Source organism: Microtetraspora sp. NBRC 13810 (assembly GCF_030268685.1).
Taxonomy (GTDB): domain Bacteria; phylum Actinomycetota; class Actinomycetes; order Streptosporangiales; family Streptosporangiaceae; genus BSRQ01.
In genome coordinates this window covers 1-15,745 of record NZ_BSRQ01000011.1, presented here as the reverse complement: position 1 = coordinate 15,745, position 15,745 = coordinate 1, and the positions used below count along the sequence as shown (strand labels likewise).

The window sequence follows — 15,745 nt, the reverse complement described above, 5'->3', positions numbered from 1 at the left end:
GCGAAGCCGCTGTCCAGTCGGAGGAGGCGAGATGAGCGAAAGCAGCAGAAGAAAGTCGTTGCGCCGCAAACCGAACAAGGAGCCCTTAACCGCCCAATCAGACACGGATGACAGCGAGACCGGCTACAACGACATCGACGACTTCCTCGAAGGAGCCGACGATCTGGACATGACGTCCCTGACGAGCGAGCTGGGGACGATCGGAGCCGGGCTGGACGACCTGTCCTTCCTCCTGGACGACCCGCCGGAACCCTCGGACACCGGACAGCGTGCCCCGGACGCACCCGGTGAGACGGTGGACCTCACCCTGACGAGGCGGACCGTCCACCAGCGGGACGACGTCGGGCCGGGCCCGCGGACGGCACCGGTGCGGATCACGCTGACCCTCCGCCCCGACACCGGCCTCGACGCGACGCTGACGCGGTACCGGAGCCACGAGGACGGCACCGTCAGCGCGGACGCCCCGGACTCGATCATGTGGAGCGAGTACGAGAACTACCAGGTCGACGAGACGACGTGGGCCCGCGACAGCCGGGGCCTGCCGCTGGTCGCCGCCAGGGGACGCACCCCGCAGGCGGCACCGGACGAGTCCGGCCAGGCTCCCGGCCCCCTGTTCTACTTCGACCGCGCCGACCTCGTCGAGTCGACCTACCCGAAGACCAAGGACGCGATAGACGCGGAGATCGCGAAGGGTGACGAGCGGGAGGCGGACTTCTGGGACAAGCGGAAGAACGAGATCCAGCAGCTGGGGCACGTCCTCATCCCCTACCCGACGGACGGCGTCACCACGGCGGAGAAAACCGTCAAGGTCCCGCCGGGGGACTACCCGCTGCTCAAGAGCCGGAGCTTCTTCGATGACAAGATCGCCGTCGGGCAGCTGGCCCCGTTCAGCCCGATCGTGAAGTACGGGGACGGCTACGTGGCGATCTCCCCCGATCCGATGTGGACGATCCGGAGCGACGACGCCCCCGAGGACGAGGAGAAGGGCGCCGGCCGCGAGCTGACCGCGAAGAAGATCATCGACCTCTTCGCCGCCTCCCCCCGCTTCCGGCCCCACCTCCCGGGGCCGGAGTGGCTGCGCGACGACCAGATCCACTACGTCACCCAGGAACAGCTCGGCGCGGCCCTCGTCCTGGAGAGGTTCACCACCGACCCGGTCGAGATCGAGGCGGCGAAGCGGCAGAACGCCGCCGCGTTCGAGCTGGGCGTAGACACGAACGGGTACCACAGCAAGGGCCACCTCTACGTCAAGAAGTCCCGCCGCGGCACCGGCGTGGAGTACCACGAGGCGACCCACCGGCTGTCGCACGCCGCCGTGAAGCACGTCTTCGGATCCTCGTTCAACGAGGGCCTGACCGAGTACTTCACCAGGCCGCTCGTGGCACAGCTCGTCGGAGCCGGGGAGATGCCCCCGCGGGACGCGTACGAACCGCAGGTCCAGGCGATCGACGCGCTCGTCAGGTACGCGGGCGTCACCGAGGACCAGCTGGCCGCGGCCTACTTCACGGGCGACCTCCGGCCGCTCTACGAGCAGGTCGCGAAGGCCGCCGTCCACCCGCCGTTCAGCCCGGCGGAGCCGTTCAGCCTTGACGCCTACGCGGCCCTGCTGGAGGACCGCCACGCGGACGAGGCGCGGGAGGTCCTCATCACGGCCTGCGGGCCCCAGCCCGGCGCCGACGCGCCCGCCGAGGCCACCGGCTTCGAGAAGACGCTGAAGGCGACCCGGGACACGGCCGGCGCGCTGGTCAAGGACCGCCGGCTGAGTGCCGGGACCAGGATCGAACTCCTGAAAGCCCTCAACCGGGCCGACGACGCGAAGACCGAAACCGACCTCCGGCCGCTCACCACCCTGGTCGAGTCCGCGAACCGGGACCTGGCGGACCACTGGGCGACCCCGCTCGTGCGGAAGACGGCGGACCTGCTCACCTCTCCACAGGCAGACTCCTACAGGGCGCTTCTCGAACCGGCCTACCTCAAGGCCCTGGCCGACGCGAACGACCAGGCATACCAGGAGCTCGCGTCATGGGTGAAGATCTATAACCTCTGAGCACCCGAACCGGCGGCCGGTCGTCCGGCCTCGTCAGGCCAGGTCCGGCCGGCCGCCGCGCCGCGAGCCCCTCCAGCGGCCCGTGTACGGTGACGTGGCCCCCAGGGAGGCGACGAAGGCGGCGCTTAGGATCGGGGCATGCCCTTGACCGCGAAGGACGTCGACCGGTTCGAGGCATCCAGGCCGCGCCTGGAGGCCATCGCCTACCGCCTTCTCGGTTCCTCCGCGGAGGCCGAGGACGCCGTGCAGGAGACGTTCCTGCGCTGGCAGGCCGCCGACGTCGAACGCGTCGAGGTGCCCGAGGCATGGCTGACGAAGGTCCTCACCAACCTGTGCCTCAACCAGCTCACCTCGGCGCGGGCGCGCCGCGAGACGTACGTGGGCCAGTGGCTTCCCGAGCCGTTGCTCGGCGGGGACCCGATGCTCGGCCCGGCCGACACCGCCGAGCAGCGCGAATCGGTCTCGTACGCGGTCCTCACCCTCATGGAGCGCCTTTCCCCGAGCGAGCGGGCGGTGTACATGCTGCGGGAGGCCTTCGACTATCCGCATCGGGAGATCGCCGAGATCCTCGACATCTCCGAGGCCGCCAGTCAGCAGATCTTCCACCGCGCCAAGAAGCATGTCGCGGACGGCAGGGCCCGCGCCGCGATCGACGAGGCCGCCGCTCGGCGGATCGTCGAGGAGTTCCTGGCGGCGGCCACCAGCGGCCGGACCGAGCAGCTCGTACGCCTGCTCACCGAGGACGCCACCTCGATCGGCGACGGCGGCGGGAAGGTCCCGGCCCGCGCCAAGGCGTTCGAGGGCGCCGTGGCGGTCGCGAAGTTCCTGCGCGGCCTGTTCCGGCCCGGCGAGGCCAAGCGCGCCCTGGTCGGCGGCACGCCCGAGGTCCAAGCCTGGACCGCCAACGGCGAACCCGCCGTCGTGGTCGTCCTGAACGGCCGGGTCATCGGCATCATGTGCCTGGAGGTCACCGCCGAGGGCATCGCCGCGCTCCGCAACCAGGTCAACCCGGACAAGCTCGAACGCGCGACCGCGCACTGGGCGGCCATGGACCACGGAGAGCCGCTGTTCCACGCCTTCTGAGCGCTGTGTGAGGTGCTTCACATCGCGTATCTGTCAGGAAACGGCGGGCCGCCCGGTTCAAGGGGCAAACCCGCGCAGGACAGGAGCGAGGAAATGCAGCACCGCATCATCGTCCTCGGAGCCGGATACACCGGAGCCATCGCCGCCGGCCGCCTCGCCAAGCGGCTTCGCCGGGAGGACGTCGCCATCACCCTCGTCAACGCCGAGCCCGACTTCGTCGAACGCGTCCGCTTGCACCAGTTGGCCGCCGGCCAGGACCTCGTGCCCCGGCCGTTCAGCGAGATGTTCGCGGGCACCGGCGTCGAACTGAGGCTCGCGAAGGTCACCGGCGTCGACGTCGACCGCAGGACCGTCGCCGTGACCGACGCGAACGGCGCCGGAGAACTCGCCTACGACACGCTCGTCTACGCCCTCGGCAGCGGCTGGAACGCCCAGGGCGTCCCCGGGACCGCCGAGCACGCCTACGAGATCACCGGCCGCCCCGGAGCGCTCCGGCTGCGCGAACGCCTGGCCCGCCTCGACGCCGGGCAGACCGTGGTCGTCGTCGGCGGCGGCCTCACCGGCGTGGAGGCCGCGACCGAGATCGCCGAGGCCCGCCCGGACCTCGACGTCGCCCTCGCCGCCCGCGGCGGCTTCGGCGACTGGCTCTCCCCCAAGGGCCGCGCGCACCTGCGGAAGGTCTTCGCCGGGCTCGGCATCACCGTGCACGAGCACGCCGCGGTCACCGGCGTCGAAGCCGACCACGTCGCCACCGCCGGCGGCAAGGCCATCCCGGCCGCGGTCACCGTGTGGACCGCCGGCTTCGCGGTCCACCCGATCGCGAAGGCGACCACCCTGGAGGTCACCGGCACCGGCCAGATCGTGGTCGACGGGACCATGCGCTCGGTCTCACACCCGGACGTGTACGCCATCGGCGACGCGGCCATGGTGATGGGCCCCGGGGACAAGCCGCTGCGCATGTCGTGCGCCTCGGGGATACCGACCGCGTGGCAGGCCGCCAGCACGATCGCGGCGCGCCTGACCGGCGGAAAGCTCCCGAACGCGCCGATCCGCTACTTCAACCAGTGCATCTCCCTGGGCCGCAAGGAGGGCTTGATCCAGTACGTCACCGCCGACGACCGTGCCGTGCAGGCGGTCCTGACCGGACGGCTCGCCGCCGTCTACAAGGAACTGGTCTGCAAGGGCGCCGCCTGGGGCGTCGCCAACCCGACGCTCAGGCTGCCGACCCGCCGCCGCCGCGTCACCTGGGAGCCGGCCGTGTCGGGCCCGGCGGTCAAGGCACGGGCGTAGAGCACGCAAAAGCGGACGCCCTCGACACGAGGGCGCCCGCCCAAGGCGGAAGTCCTCCCCTCACAGAACGGCGGCCATGCGCGCAGGACCGACGACGAGGAGCGATGTCCACCTCCGGTTGCTCGCCCGGGGACTCCAGCCGGACGACGTCCGCCGTGAACGCGATGACGGCGCCGATCAGCAGCCCGAAGGCCCGCACCAGGTCCGCCACTTCACGAGAACGCGTCACCCGGTCTCGTGAAAGGCAGGGTGAGTTTCGCTAGCCGCAGTTGCCCCACGTGGAGCGACCGGTACCCCAGATGGGTCCGCCGCCGAGCGTTTGGACTGATGCCCACCACCTGACACACGTGTTCGCAGCGTAGCCACTGGCTGCCGCGTAATGGGCGTATTGCCCGCTGTCAGATACAGTGGCCCTACCCTGGCGCTCCAATATGGCCTCCGTGAAACCGGTGACGCCATGCGCCTGCCCGACCCTCCTGGTGACCACACAGTTTTCCTGATACTGGCCGTTCCACAACAGATAGGCGGTCGCCAGAGTGATGTTGTTTCTCTCATCGGGGATATCGGCCCAGTCAAGCACCGAATAGTCGCCGTTCGGCCAACCGCACCCCCGCTCCGAAACGACGACGGAGCCCAGGCTGTGGGCCGAGGCGGGAGATGCCACGAACACGGTCGACGCAAGCGCAACACCAAGGGCCACACCGGTGCGTTCAAGTATGCGCCGGTAAGTGCGGGGCATGCCAGGTCCTTTCAGGTACGGTACATCGTCACTCCGGGGGCAAAGCTTTGTACGGCAAAGACCGGACATGAGCTGAATCCGCCCGCCGGCTTCAACCGTGACCATAGCGACAATCACCCCAACCTGCGTCCCGCTCACAGCCGCACACGAGACCAACCTCAAGCACAGGAACGTCGATCTGGAGAAAGGCGCAGTCCGGATCAGCGATTATGGACCCGCCGAAGTCTGCGGATGACCACCTTCACCCGACCGTGGGGCAAGGAGCCTATGAGTCCAGGTTCGTGCGGAAGCGTGGTGTCCCGAAGGAGTACCTTGTCGTGCAGCGAGAGCGCGGTGCTGTACATCGCCGTGCCCGCGGTGGTTCCCGTACCGCCTGGAGTAGTTCGAGGGCCAGCAGTGCGGGCTGGTGTGGGTTCACGGCGTCAGCCCCACAGCTCTGCCGCAAACGTCCGGATTGACCCTAACGTGTGGGGCATGACCGAAACCTATGACTTGGACCGGGACGGCGACATCGACATGAGCGAGGAGCACGCCCGGCACCTTGGCCACGCGCACGCTCTCCGCGAGTCGGTCGACGGTCTGGTCGGCGAGAACCCGGCGAGGCCGCGATGAGCGTCGTGCGGGCTCCGATCCCGGCCGAGCGGGTGACCATCGTTCCGGCGAACGAGGCATCGTGGGACGACATCGCCGCGATTTTCGGTACCGCCGACGCGGGCCGGTGCATGTGTCAGAGGTTCAAGGTCGTCGGCTGGATCTGGCGTGACTCCACGCAGGTGGGGCGGACCGCGATGCTCCAGGCCCAGACCGCCTGCGGCGACCCGGACGCCGTGACCACGAGTGGGCTGGTGGCCTACGTCGACGAGGAGCCGGCGGGCTGGGTCGCGGTCGAGCCTCGGATGGCGTACCCGAAGCTGCGCACCTCTCGTGTCCCGTGGACCGGCCGTCACGAGGACAAGGACGACGGCGACGTCTGGGCGGTGACCTGTTTCGTGATCAGGAAGGGCTACCGCGGCCGCGGGCTCACCTACCCGCTGGCCCGGGCCGCGATCGACTTCGCCCGCCGGAGCGGCGCCCGGGCGATCGAGGCGTATCCGATGATCACCCCGCCCGGCAAGAACATCCCCTGGGGTGAACTGCACGTGGGGGCTCATCAGGTCTTCGAGGACGCGGGATTCGAGGAGGTGTCCCGCCCCACCGTCCGGCGGGTCGTGATGCGGATCGATTTCGCGCCAATCTGATCCACCCTAGGGAGGGCGGGGTGGCGTGAAGTAGACACGAAAAACACGCCTTCCGGACCTCAGTGCAACCTGAGACACAAACCCGCCATCTCGTAGTTTCACCTGGTCGCCTCGGAGACGCGCGGTGGGCCGGATGGCCCCGGTCCGGGCGCTTCAGACGCCTGCCAGGCAAGGCTGGACCGAGCGTGAGCGTGGGTGCGGGTCCTGTGTAAAGGGCTGGGCCTCACGGGTACGTCCCGGCGTGGCGACGGCCGAGCAGTCTGCGGGCGCTGACGGCGTCGTGGACGTGCGCCGCGTGCCGGCTCGGAACGCGGGCCCGCTCACAGCAACTGTGTGGCGAGCTCCTGCCATTGGCGTAGTGGAGGCTCCTCTGGTGTGGTCGTGAGCACGTGCAGGCTGACGTGATCGGCGCCGGCGGCGAGATGTTGCTCGACCCGCCGGGCGATGTCTTCGGGGCTGCCGGTGGCCACCAGGGCGTCGACCAGCCGGTCGTCGGGGGATTCGGCGTCGTCGAAGCCCAGGTCGCGTAGCAGCGTGAGGCGGTTGGGCAGGGCGGCGGCCGCCCGGCGCAGGGCGGGGGCGGGATAGCGGTCCGTCTCGCCCGCCCAGATGCCGACCCTTCCGAGGGCGAGCGCGCTCATCGGTCCTGCTCGGCGGCGTCCTGTGCGGCCAGGAAGCCGGTGATCTGGGCGGCTCCGGTCCGTTCCAGCCAGGTACGCAGGTCCATCAGGCCCGGGTGCAGGGCGCGGCTGAAGGTGACGTCGGCGCGGTAGCCGCGTTCGTTGAGCCAGGTGTAGGCGTAGGCGAACTCCTCGCCGATCCGCGCGATCGCCTCGATCGGGATCTGGACGTACGGCAGCGGCCGGTCGATGGCCTCGGAGACGGCCGCGGCGATCTGCACCGGGGTCAGTTCGTCCCCGGCCAGGTCGACCGCGCGGCCGATCCACTCGCCCGGCTGGGCGAAGGCCAGTGCGGCGAAGACGCCGACGTCGTCGACGGCCATGATCTGCTGCGGTACGTCGGCGGCGAACGCGGTCGCCACGGTGCCGTCGTGCAGGTGGTAGGCGCCGGTGTAGTTCTCCATGAAGGAGACCGGGCGCAGGAAGGTCGCGGGCAGGCCCAGCCGGGTGATGTGCTGTTCGATCCGCCACTTGTCGATCGCGTTCTGCGGCAGTCTCTCGGTGTTGTGGCGGCCGGCGCCGGCGAGGGAGGCGTAGACCAGGTGCCGCACACCGGCGGCGTGCGCCGCGTCGGCGACGTTGCTGCCCCAGCGGACCTCGTCCTCGGCGGAGAAGCCGACCGGGGTGCCCGGGGAGCCGACGGTGGGCTGCACGCTGAACAGGCCGTGGGCGCCGTCGGCCGCGGCGACGAGTGAGGCGACGTCGTCCATCTCGGCGCGGACGAGCTCGGCGCCCGCCTGCGCCAGCGTCCGGGCCGCGGGGGAGTCCGGATCGCGCGTCACCGCTCGTACCCGCCAGCCGTCGGCGAGCAGATGCGTCGTCACGGCCCGGCCCTGCAGGCCGGTCGCCCCCACCACCACGATGGTCTTCACGATGTGTCTCCAGACGGTAGGCATGCGGAGGCCGCCCCCACAACTGGGGTGGCCCTCCGGTTCTGGGTGAGTACGATATGGAGGGCCACCCCGTTTTGCAAGCCCGCCGGAGATCGCATGCCGCAGCACAGCCGTACGACCCCGCCCGCCCGGCCGATGCGCGCGGACGCACGCCGCAACTACGACCGCATCGTGACGGCGGCCGCCGAGGCCATCGCCGAACACGGGGCCGAGGCATCCCTGGAGGAGATCGCCCGGCGCGCCGGCGTGGGCTCGGCCACGCTGCACCGGCACTTCCCCTCCCGGCAGCGGCTGCTGGAGGCGGTCTTCCGTGACAAGGTCGAGGCCCTGTGCGCCACCGCAGCCGACCTGGCCGCCGACCCCGATCCCGGACACGCGCTGGCGACCTGGCTGGGAGCCGTCGCCAGGCACGCCATGTCCAACCGGGGCCTGGCCGCCTCGCTGATGCGGGGCGCCCACGACGGCGATCCCACCCTGGGCGCCACCTGCCACACGATGATCACCAATGCCGGAGCGGACCTGCTGGCCCGCGCCCGCCGCGCGAACGCCGCACGCCCCGACGTCTCCATCGCGGACCTGCTCAAACTCGTCAACGCCATCTGCCTGGCCGTCGAGCAGGAACCCGACGGCGCCGCCCAGGCCGACCGGCTGCTCACCCTCGCGCTGACCGGAGTGCACCCCGCAGGAGAAACAGCGCGGCGAAGGATGTGACACACACCTGGCCCAGCTCGCCGCTCACGGCTGCCATCGGCCCGACTTACTCAGGCCATCGAAGCGCAACTCTCGGGTTGCACAAAGAAGAGTCGATGTGCAAGTCTGGGGTTGCACGTCAATGGTGGCAGTGAAGGAGTTGTCCTCATGAGTGAGGATCGGATCGAACGGGAAATCCTGATCGCGGCCTCTGCGGAACGGGTATGGTCGCTGGTGGCCGAGCCCGGGTTCTGGGTGGCCGACGAGGCGAGCGTGGCGGGCACCGTGGCCAGGGAGGGAGCATCGCTGGTCGCGAAGAACCCCAACCTCGGGGAGGTCCGGGTACGGGTGGAGAAGGTCGAGCCGCCGACGTACGTGGCCTACCGCTGGACGAGTGCCTTCCCCGGAGAGGACCTGCGTGAGGACAACAGCACCCTCGTGGAGTTCACGTTGAGCCCGGAAGCCGGCAAGACGCGGCTGCGCGTGGTCGAGAGCGGATTCGCGGCGCTGAGCACGTCGCAGGAACTGCGCGACCAGGCACTGCGGTTCAACACCGTCGGCTGGCCCCAGGCGCTCGACGCGTTCAGGGCACGCGCCGAGCAGTCACCCGTGTGACCAACGAGCACAGCGGCGCCGCCGCGGGGGCGGCCGACAGCGTCCTGGTCGCGCTGGCCGACCCGACCCGACGCCGGCTGCTCGATCTGCTCGCCGCGTACGGCGAGGCCACCGCGACGACGCTCGCCGGACGGCTGCCCGTCTCACGGCAGGCGGTGGTCAAGCACCTGGCCGTCCTCGAAGCCGCCGGGCTGGTCTCCGGCGGCCGGGTGGGACGCGAGGTGAGATACGCGGTCCTGCCCGCGGCGCTGGACGCGACCGCGCAGTGGATGGCCGCACTCGCCGCCGACTGGGACCGGCGGCTGGCGGACCTCAAACGCGCCGCCGAAGCGGCGGAGCGGGACTCACTCTAACGATCCCGGATCGCACCGCTCCCCGTCGCGATTCCCATTTCCCCTCATCAGGGCATCTTTGCGACCCCGCGCATCACCCCGACGGCGCGCCGGGGCAGCGCGGCATGCCACGAAACGGCCGCCGATGCGGCGTTTCGAAGAAGGGACCCGTACGTATGACCGCCGACGCGATCTCGCCTCCCCGGTTGAGCGGCAGGCAGCGGTTGATCCTGTTCGTTCTGCTCGGTGCCGGGTTCATGGTGTCCGCCGACTTCTCGATTCTGAACGTCGCGCTGCCGGAGACCGGTGCGGGCGTCGGGATGGAGGTGGCCGAACTGCCCTGGATCACCGCCGCCTACGCGCTGCCTTCGGCGGGCTTCGCCTTGCTGTTCGGCCGGTTCGCGGACCTCTTCGGCCGCCGCAGACTGTTCATGTTCAGCATGGTTCTGCTGACCGGAGCCTCGTTGCTCGGTGGCCTCGCTTCCAGCCCCGAGGTGCTGCTGACCGCCCGAGTGCTGCAGGGCCTCGCCACCGCGATGGCGCTCCCTGCGACGTTGTCCCTGCTCACCACCACGTTCGCGGAAGGCGCGATGCGCGAACGCGCCCTCGGTCTCAACGGCGCGCTGCTCTCCGGCGGCTTCACCGTCGGCGCGCTGGTCGGCGGCACGCTCGTCAGCCTGCTGAGCTGGCGGGCCACGTTCTTCATCAACGTCCCGGTCGCCGTGGCCATCCTGCTGCTCACACCCTTCGTGATCAGCGAGAGCAGGCTGCCCGGCCGGGCGAAGGCGGACCTGCCGGGAGCGGTGACCGTGACCGGCGGGCTGCTGGCCGTGGGTTACGCGGTCGTCGAGAAGAACATTCTCTCGGCCGTGGCCGGCGTGCTGCTGCTGGCCGCGTTCTGGATGATTGAGCTGCGCTCGCCCGCCCCGCTCGCACCGGTGCGCATCCTGCGGCGGCCCACGGTGAAGTGGGGCAACTACGCGGGGGTGGTGGTCTTCGCCATGGAGACGGCCATGATCTTCCTCACGACGCTCTACCTGCAGAAGGTCTTGGGCTTCTCCCCGCTGGTCACCGGCCTGATCTTCGGCGTCCCGGGGCTGGCGGCAGTGGCCGCCGGGGTGATCGCCGGTCGCTTCATCGGGCGTTTCGGCTATCGCGATGTCCTGGCCACGGGCCTGACCTCGATGACCCAGCAGGTGGCCATCACCGTCGGCATCCCGACCCTGAGCGCGGTCGCCGCGACGCAGAACGTGGAGCTGACCGGCATCCATCTCGCGCTGAGCGTGAACGTGGCCGTAACGCTCGTCAGCGTGGTCGTCATCTGGTTCGGGCTACGCCCAGGCCGTACGGCGGCGCCCGTACCCGAGCCGCAGAAGCCGGGCAAGCCCCTGGCCGCGTCCTCTGGCTGAGCCCGTCGCCGGACAGACGCGCGACGTCCCGGAGGCGTCGTGATCAGCCCGGCGATCGCTGGACCCCCGCACCCCACCTACACCGCAGTTCCGCTGCGGCAACGAAAGAGGAGAACATCCGATGGATCTGCAACTGACCGGCAAGACGGCGGTCGTCACCGGCGGCAGCAAGGGAATAGGTCTGGCTCTCGTCCGCACCCTGCTCGCCGAGGGAATGCGCGTGGTCACCGGATCACGCACCATCACAGCGGAGCTGAGTCAGACCGGAGCCGTACCCGTGACCGTCGATCTCTCCACGGCCGAGGGGCCGGTCGAGCTGGTCGAAAGGGCCCTCGTCGAACTCGGCGGCATCGACGTGCTCGTCAACAACGTGGGAGTCGGCGATACCGACGACTTCGCCAAGGGAGCCCTGCTCAACCTGCTCGAACTGCCGGAGGACGCCTGGGAGCACACCTTCAACCTGCACTTCTACAGCGCGCTACGGGTCAGCCGCGCCGCGCTTCCCAGCCTGATCGAGCGCAGGGGCACGATCATCAACGTCTCCTCGGTCGGGGCGCGCAGCGTCGCCGCCGGACCCGCCGACTACAACGTCTCCAAGGCCGCGCTCAACGCCCTCACCAAGGTGATCGCCGAGCAGTTCGGCGGGAAGGGCGTGCGCGCCGTCACCGTGTCACCGGGACCGGTCCGCACCGGGGTGTGGGCCGACCCGGACGGCTACGTCGGCCGCATCGCCAAGGAGCAGGGCGTCTCCCACGAATCGTTCGTGGAGCAGGCGATAGGCGGGCTCGGCGTGACCACCGGCCGCATCACCACACCGGAGGAGGTGGCGCGGCTCATCGCGTTCCTGGCGTCGCCCAGCAACATCACCGGCAACGAGTACCTCATCGACGGGGGCATGATCAAGAACGTGTGACCCTCCGCGAGCCGGAGCAGCGCCCGCTCCCGGTGTTCGGCGTAGGCCGTTACGGTCTGCCTGCGCCGACGCCGGCGCGCGACGTGAAACGGAGACCGGCCGCCGGGATCTCATGAACGGTGTGTCTCACCGGTGGTGGCGAGGTCCCGGGCGTGCCCGACGGCCGTGTACCGGTGCTCGCGAGCCAGGCGGGCGATATCGGAGTCGCCGTAGAACTGGCCGAAAATCGCGCAGACATGTCTTGATCTGCGGCCCTGCGGCCCTGCGGCGAGTGAGGCAGAATACCGGCGCATGAGGGATAGACCGGCGGGTCTGGCGGAGGCCGAACTGGTGGCGGCACTGACCGAGGGCTGGGGCGTCGAGCCTCACTCGGTTGAGTACCTCCCGGTGGGCGCAGGCAGCTACCACTGGTCGGTTGTGGATCAGCGTGAGACGGCGTGGTTCGTCAAGGTCGATGACCTCGGCATCGAGGACGCCGGACGTGATGATGCGTTCGACCGGCTCGGCCGATCGTTCGGTGCCGCCCTGGCGCTGCGCCGGGACGCGGGGCTCGACTTCGTCCTCGCGCCGACCCGGACCGTGACCGACGCTGCGGTCTGGCGGCTGACCTCGCGGTACGCGCTGTCGGTGTTTCCCATGGTGGAGGGGGCCGCCGGACACTTCGGCGCGCACCGGCCCGAGGACCGCGTCGAGGTGATCGACCTGCTGGCCGAGCTGCACGAGGCAACCCCGATCGTGGCGGACACCGCATCGCGGGCTGACCTGGTGCTGCCCGGTCGGGACAAGCTGGAGGAGGCGCTGTTGGACCTCGATCGGGAGTGGACCGGCGGACCCCATGCCGAGCCGGCCCGTAAGCTGCTGTCCGTCCATGCCGGGCAAGTCCAAGGATTGCTCGCCGACTTCGACCGGCGGATCGACCAGGTACGGAACACCTCGGCGGCCTGGGTGGTCACGCACGGCGAACCGCATCCCGGGAACGTCATGCGTACCCCGGCTGGTCTGCGGCTCATCGACTGGGATACCGTGCAGATCGCTCCGCCGGAGCGGGACCTGTGGATGCTCACTCCCGCCCTCGCCCGCATGCTCGGCGATGACCCGGTTGCCGACGCCGACGACGTATTCGTTCGTTACACCCGGGCCACCGGCCGGACCGTCACCCCGGCCGGCCTCGCTCTCTATCCTCTCTGGTGGCGCCTCGCCGACATCGCCGTCTTCGTCGACGAGCTGCGCCGGCCGCACGGCAGCGGTGAGGACATCGCCGCGTCGTTGACCTATCTCACCGGCTATCTCGAATCCAGTCGGGACTGACCTGGCTGCCCGGACGCACACGCCCCTCCCGTCCGGATCCTCCCGTCTCATCTTGGTGCGTGACACCCAAGGTGGTCTGCGACGATCCCCGGGCTTGGGTTGTCATCCAACAGCAGCTCAGGAGCGGCGAATCGGGCGGTTCGGCCGGACGGTGCGAGGATTCGGTGGGCGGACACCACGACCGGCTTTCGGCGCCCTCCAACTGGCTGAAGCGTCCGCAGTCCCTGCAGGTCTGGGTCTTTCCGGCGGATGCCCCGGTCAGGGAGGTGGCGAAAGCCGTCACGGACTGCAAGCCGGTCCGGAAGCCGAAAAAGTGTGACGAGACGGCCCAGTCCCACGCGCTGATGCGCCCTGAAGTGCGCGAACGTCTACTGACCCAGGTCGGCGAACGACCAGGCGGGTGGGCCGTCGGGATCTACGACCGCCTCGCCACAGCCGAGCCCGTACAGAACGGCGAACCTCCGACGGGACGCTGAAGCTCCAACTGGCTCTCGGAGGTGGTGGCACAGTGGGCACCGGTAACCGAGGAGGGGTTGAAGGACGATGGGTGACTACTTCGAGCGGATCGTCGATGTCGAGGTGACCGGCGAAGAGGCCGGATCGCTCGCAGAGCGTATGGTCGGCTGGATGGTTGCCGAGGGGCTGATCACGCGCGAGATGTCCGGCGACGGGGTGTTCAGCCTGCAAGTGGACGCTGGGTACGAGGCCGGCCCCAACTGGGAACGGGCCGTGGCTGACTCCTCGGACCCGTCGTGGGTACCGGGCCCGGTGGCGGTCATCGTCGGGCGGGATCACCACGTCGGGGGACAGGGGATGGCCGAGGCGGACTCCGCGACCTGCCCGCGATGTGACACGAAAACCGTGATCATCGACTACCCGGAGGAGTTCGAGGCGGACCAGAAGGTCTGGCAGCCGTTCAGCGACGGCATCGACACCTGGAAGGAGACTGGTGCAGGGAGTGTCAGCTGTTCCTCATGTGGAGCCTCCGTCCCAGTCACCGAGTGGCAGTTCGGGTCCGGTTTCGCCCTCGGCGCGCTCGCGTTCGACTTCTGGGGATGGCCACCTCTCAGCGTCAGCTTCCAGGCGGAACTGAGCAGGCAACTGGGGCACCGCATCGAGGCACAGATGGGCGAGTTCTGACACGCGCCAGGGACAGTACCGGCATACCGGGAGGTAGATAACGGCGGTGAGGTGCCGTGACGAGCGGGCGCGGGCCTGGGTGCCTGGGCGGGCGTGAGCGCAGGTCAGTGGCCCCTATCGTGCAGCGACAGCCTCAACTTCCAACAGCCACGCTTCGTCGTAGATGCCGGTGATGATGACCGTCAGAGCCGGAGCGTGGTCGCCGAGAACCTCGCGGCGGATGGCGGAGTTCTCCTCCCGATACGCCCTGTCTGACAGGAACGTGGTCACCTTGACCAGGTTCGACAGGTCCATCCCGTGATGAGCCAGCGCAGCCGCCAGGTTCGCCCAGACCTGTCGGCACTGCGCGGCGAATCCGTCTGGGAGGCTGCCGTCCGGCGCCACCGGAATCTGTCCGGAGACATGGATCATGCGTGCCGGAGCGGTGATCTCGTACGTATGACGGTAGCCGCCACCATCAGGGACGACCGGGCCAGGAGTGATCATGCGCAAGATCGTGACAGCAAGGGCGAATCCGTAGCAACCGATATACCTCCTGACGACCCCGCCGGGCGGTTGCACGGGCGCCGTCAGGCGGTACTCAGCGATAAGGACCGGTGGCCGCGGGCAGGCGCTGTCGGGTCACATCGACAAGCGGTGTTGGTTCTCGCCGACAAGACCAGCCTGGTAAGGCGGGTGGGTGAACCCCACCGGAGACCACGTCGGGGTAGGCGTCTTGCGGCACTGTCGGAGTGATGTCGAGAACGCTCTGACCGCTCCGACTACCTGCGAAGGAACCGGGCGCCCCCTGGACGAGGCCCTGATCTGAAGGAGCAGACATGTCACGGAATATCGCGACCGTCAACACCTACCTGGACGGTTTCCGTAACAACGATCACGAGCAGATCCTCTCCTGCCTGACCGACGACATCGAGTGGACCGTTTTCGGCGCCTTCCACCTGACCGGCAAAGATGCCTACGACAAGGCCATCGACGGCCCGCCCGAACTCATCAGCCCTCCTCACCTGGAGGTCGTGCGCATGGTCGAGCAGGGCGATGTCGTCATGGCGGAACTCACCGGGACGGTGAAGCGAGCCGCGGGCGGCGAGATGCGCATGTCCATGGCGGAGGTGTTCGTCATGCGCGACGGCAAGATCGCCGAGCGCCGGGCCTGGGTCATCGAACTGAAGGAGAACGACCACCGCTAATGGGAGCTACCGGGTCGGCTGATCGGGCAGACTCGGTGCCTGGTAGCCGCGAGGGAGTGAGCACTTCCCACCGCTGGACCGATCGTGAGTCCTGGGGTCAGACAGTGCCCTCACTCGTGGTCAGGGGCCTTGATCACTAATGGGATGTCGTGCCCGCCCTCCGGGGGCGTGAGTACTGGTC

General features: G+C 69.3%; 17 protein-coding genes. 14 read left to right on the top strand and 3 right to left on the bottom strand.

Going from position 1 to position 15,745, the window contains the following annotated elements; all coding sequences use genetic code 11:
- Nucleotides 1-31: 31 nt before the first annotated feature.
- The 5 genes from QSK26_RS22065 to QSK26_RS22045 all read left to right on the top strand — a co-directional run bounded on the left by QSK26_RS22065 (nucleotide 32) and on the right by QSK26_RS22045 (nucleotide 6,397).
- On the top strand, nucleotides 32-2,047 hold the full coding sequence (locus tag QSK26_RS22065) for a hypothetical protein (protein WP_285777118.1): 2,016 nt from the start codon (nucleotides 32-34) through the stop codon (nucleotides 2,045-2,047).
- Between the two features lie 138 nt (nucleotides 2,048-2,185).
- Nucleotides 2,186-3,130, top strand: a complete 945-nt coding sequence (locus QSK26_RS22060) for an RNA polymerase sigma-70 factor (protein ID WP_285777117.1) — start codon at nucleotides 2,186-2,188, stop codon at nucleotides 3,128-3,130.
- 93 nt (nucleotides 3,131-3,223) lie between these two features.
- Nucleotides 3,224-4,420 (top strand): NAD(P)/FAD-dependent oxidoreductase, encoded by a 1,197-nt coding sequence (locus tag QSK26_RS22055; RefSeq protein ID WP_285777116.1) that lies wholly within the window; start codon nucleotides 3,224-3,226, stop codon nucleotides 4,418-4,420.
- Between the two features lie 1,213 nt (nucleotides 4,421-5,633).
- Nucleotides 5,634-5,771: a DUF664 domain-containing protein gene (locus tag QSK26_RS22050; RefSeq protein WP_285777115.1), complete on the top strand. Its 138-nt coding sequence runs from the start codon at nucleotides 5,634-5,636 to the stop codon at nucleotides 5,769-5,771.
- Nucleotides 5,768-6,397, top strand: a complete 630-nt coding sequence (locus QSK26_RS22045; protein ID WP_285777114.1) for a GNAT family N-acetyltransferase — start codon at nucleotides 5,768-5,770, stop codon at nucleotides 6,395-6,397. Before QSK26_RS22050 ends, QSK26_RS22045 begins: the two co-directional genes overlap by 4 nt.
- A 320-nt stretch (nucleotides 6,398-6,717) precedes the next feature.
- On the opposite strand, the gene QSK26_RS22040 is transcribed toward QSK26_RS22045, so the two are convergent.
- Nucleotides 6,718-7,038, bottom strand: coding sequence for an LLM class oxidoreductase (locus QSK26_RS22040; protein WP_285777113.1), 321 nt, complete (start codon nucleotides 7,036-7,038; stop codon nucleotides 6,718-6,720).
- Entirely contained in the window at nucleotides 7,035-7,949 is a 915-nt protein-coding gene (locus QSK26_RS22035; RefSeq protein WP_285777112.1) for an NmrA/HSCARG family protein, read from the bottom strand. The genes QSK26_RS22040 and QSK26_RS22035 overlap by 4 nt, the downstream gene beginning before the upstream one ends.
- Nucleotides 7,950-8,066: 117 nt before the next feature.
- On the opposite strand from QSK26_RS22035, the gene QSK26_RS22030 reads away from it, so the two are divergent.
- From QSK26_RS22030 to QSK26_RS21995, 8 genes are all read left to right on the top strand, one after another.
- Nucleotides 8,067-8,681, top strand: a complete 615-nt coding sequence (locus QSK26_RS22030; protein WP_285777111.1) for a TetR/AcrR family transcriptional regulator — start codon at nucleotides 8,067-8,069, stop codon at nucleotides 8,679-8,681.
- Between the two features lie 147 nt (nucleotides 8,682-8,828).
- Complete coding sequence (locus QSK26_RS22025) at nucleotides 8,829-9,275, top strand: SRPBCC domain-containing protein (RefSeq protein ID WP_285777110.1); 447 nt, start codon at nucleotides 8,829-8,831, stop codon at nucleotides 9,273-9,275.
- Nucleotides 9,272-9,628: an ArsR/SmtB family transcription factor gene (locus tag QSK26_RS22020; RefSeq protein WP_285777109.1), complete on the top strand. Its 357-nt coding sequence runs from the start codon at nucleotides 9,272-9,274 to the stop codon at nucleotides 9,626-9,628. Before QSK26_RS22025 ends, QSK26_RS22020 begins: the two co-directional genes overlap by 4 nt.
- A 155-nt stretch (nucleotides 9,629-9,783) precedes the next feature.
- The gene (locus QSK26_RS22015) at nucleotides 9,784-11,016 is read left to right on the top strand and encodes an MFS transporter (protein ID WP_285777108.1); all 1,233 of its coding nucleotides are present in this window, start codon (nucleotides 9,784-9,786) and stop codon (nucleotides 11,014-11,016) included.
- A 121-nt stretch (nucleotides 11,017-11,137) separates the two neighbouring features.
- Nucleotides 11,138-11,929, top strand: coding sequence for an SDR family NAD(P)-dependent oxidoreductase (locus QSK26_RS22010; protein ID WP_285777107.1), 792 nt, complete (start codon nucleotides 11,138-11,140; stop codon nucleotides 11,927-11,929).
- A 330-nt stretch (nucleotides 11,930-12,259) separates the two neighbouring features.
- Nucleotides 12,260-13,237 carry a phosphotransferase gene (locus tag QSK26_RS22005; protein ID WP_285777106.1) on the top strand — a complete coding sequence of 326 codons (978 nt, stop codon included), beginning with the start codon at nucleotides 12,260-12,262 and terminating at the stop codon, nucleotides 13,235-13,237.
- A gap of 59 nt (nucleotides 13,238-13,296) precedes the next feature.
- Entirely contained in the window at nucleotides 13,297-13,713 is a 417-nt protein-coding gene (locus QSK26_RS22000) for a hypothetical protein (RefSeq protein ID WP_285777105.1), read from the top strand.
- Nucleotides 13,714-13,780: 67 nt separating this feature from the next.
- Entirely contained in the window at nucleotides 13,781-14,377 is a 597-nt protein-coding gene (locus QSK26_RS21995) for a hypothetical protein (RefSeq protein ID WP_285777104.1), read from the top strand.
- Between the two features lie 114 nt (nucleotides 14,378-14,491).
- Here QSK26_RS21995 and QSK26_RS21990 read toward each other — a convergent pair whose 3' ends face one another.
- Nucleotides 14,492-14,863, bottom strand: a complete 372-nt coding sequence (locus QSK26_RS21990; protein ID WP_285777103.1) for a RidA family protein — start codon at nucleotides 14,861-14,863, stop codon at nucleotides 14,492-14,494.
- 332 nt (nucleotides 14,864-15,195) lie between these two features.
- On the opposite strand from QSK26_RS21990, the gene QSK26_RS21985 reads away from it, so the two are divergent.
- Nucleotides 15,196-15,564: a nuclear transport factor 2 family protein gene (locus QSK26_RS21985; RefSeq protein WP_285777102.1), complete on the top strand. Its 369-nt coding sequence runs from the start codon at nucleotides 15,196-15,198 to the stop codon at nucleotides 15,562-15,564.
- Nucleotides 15,565-15,745 lie beyond the last annotated feature (181 nt).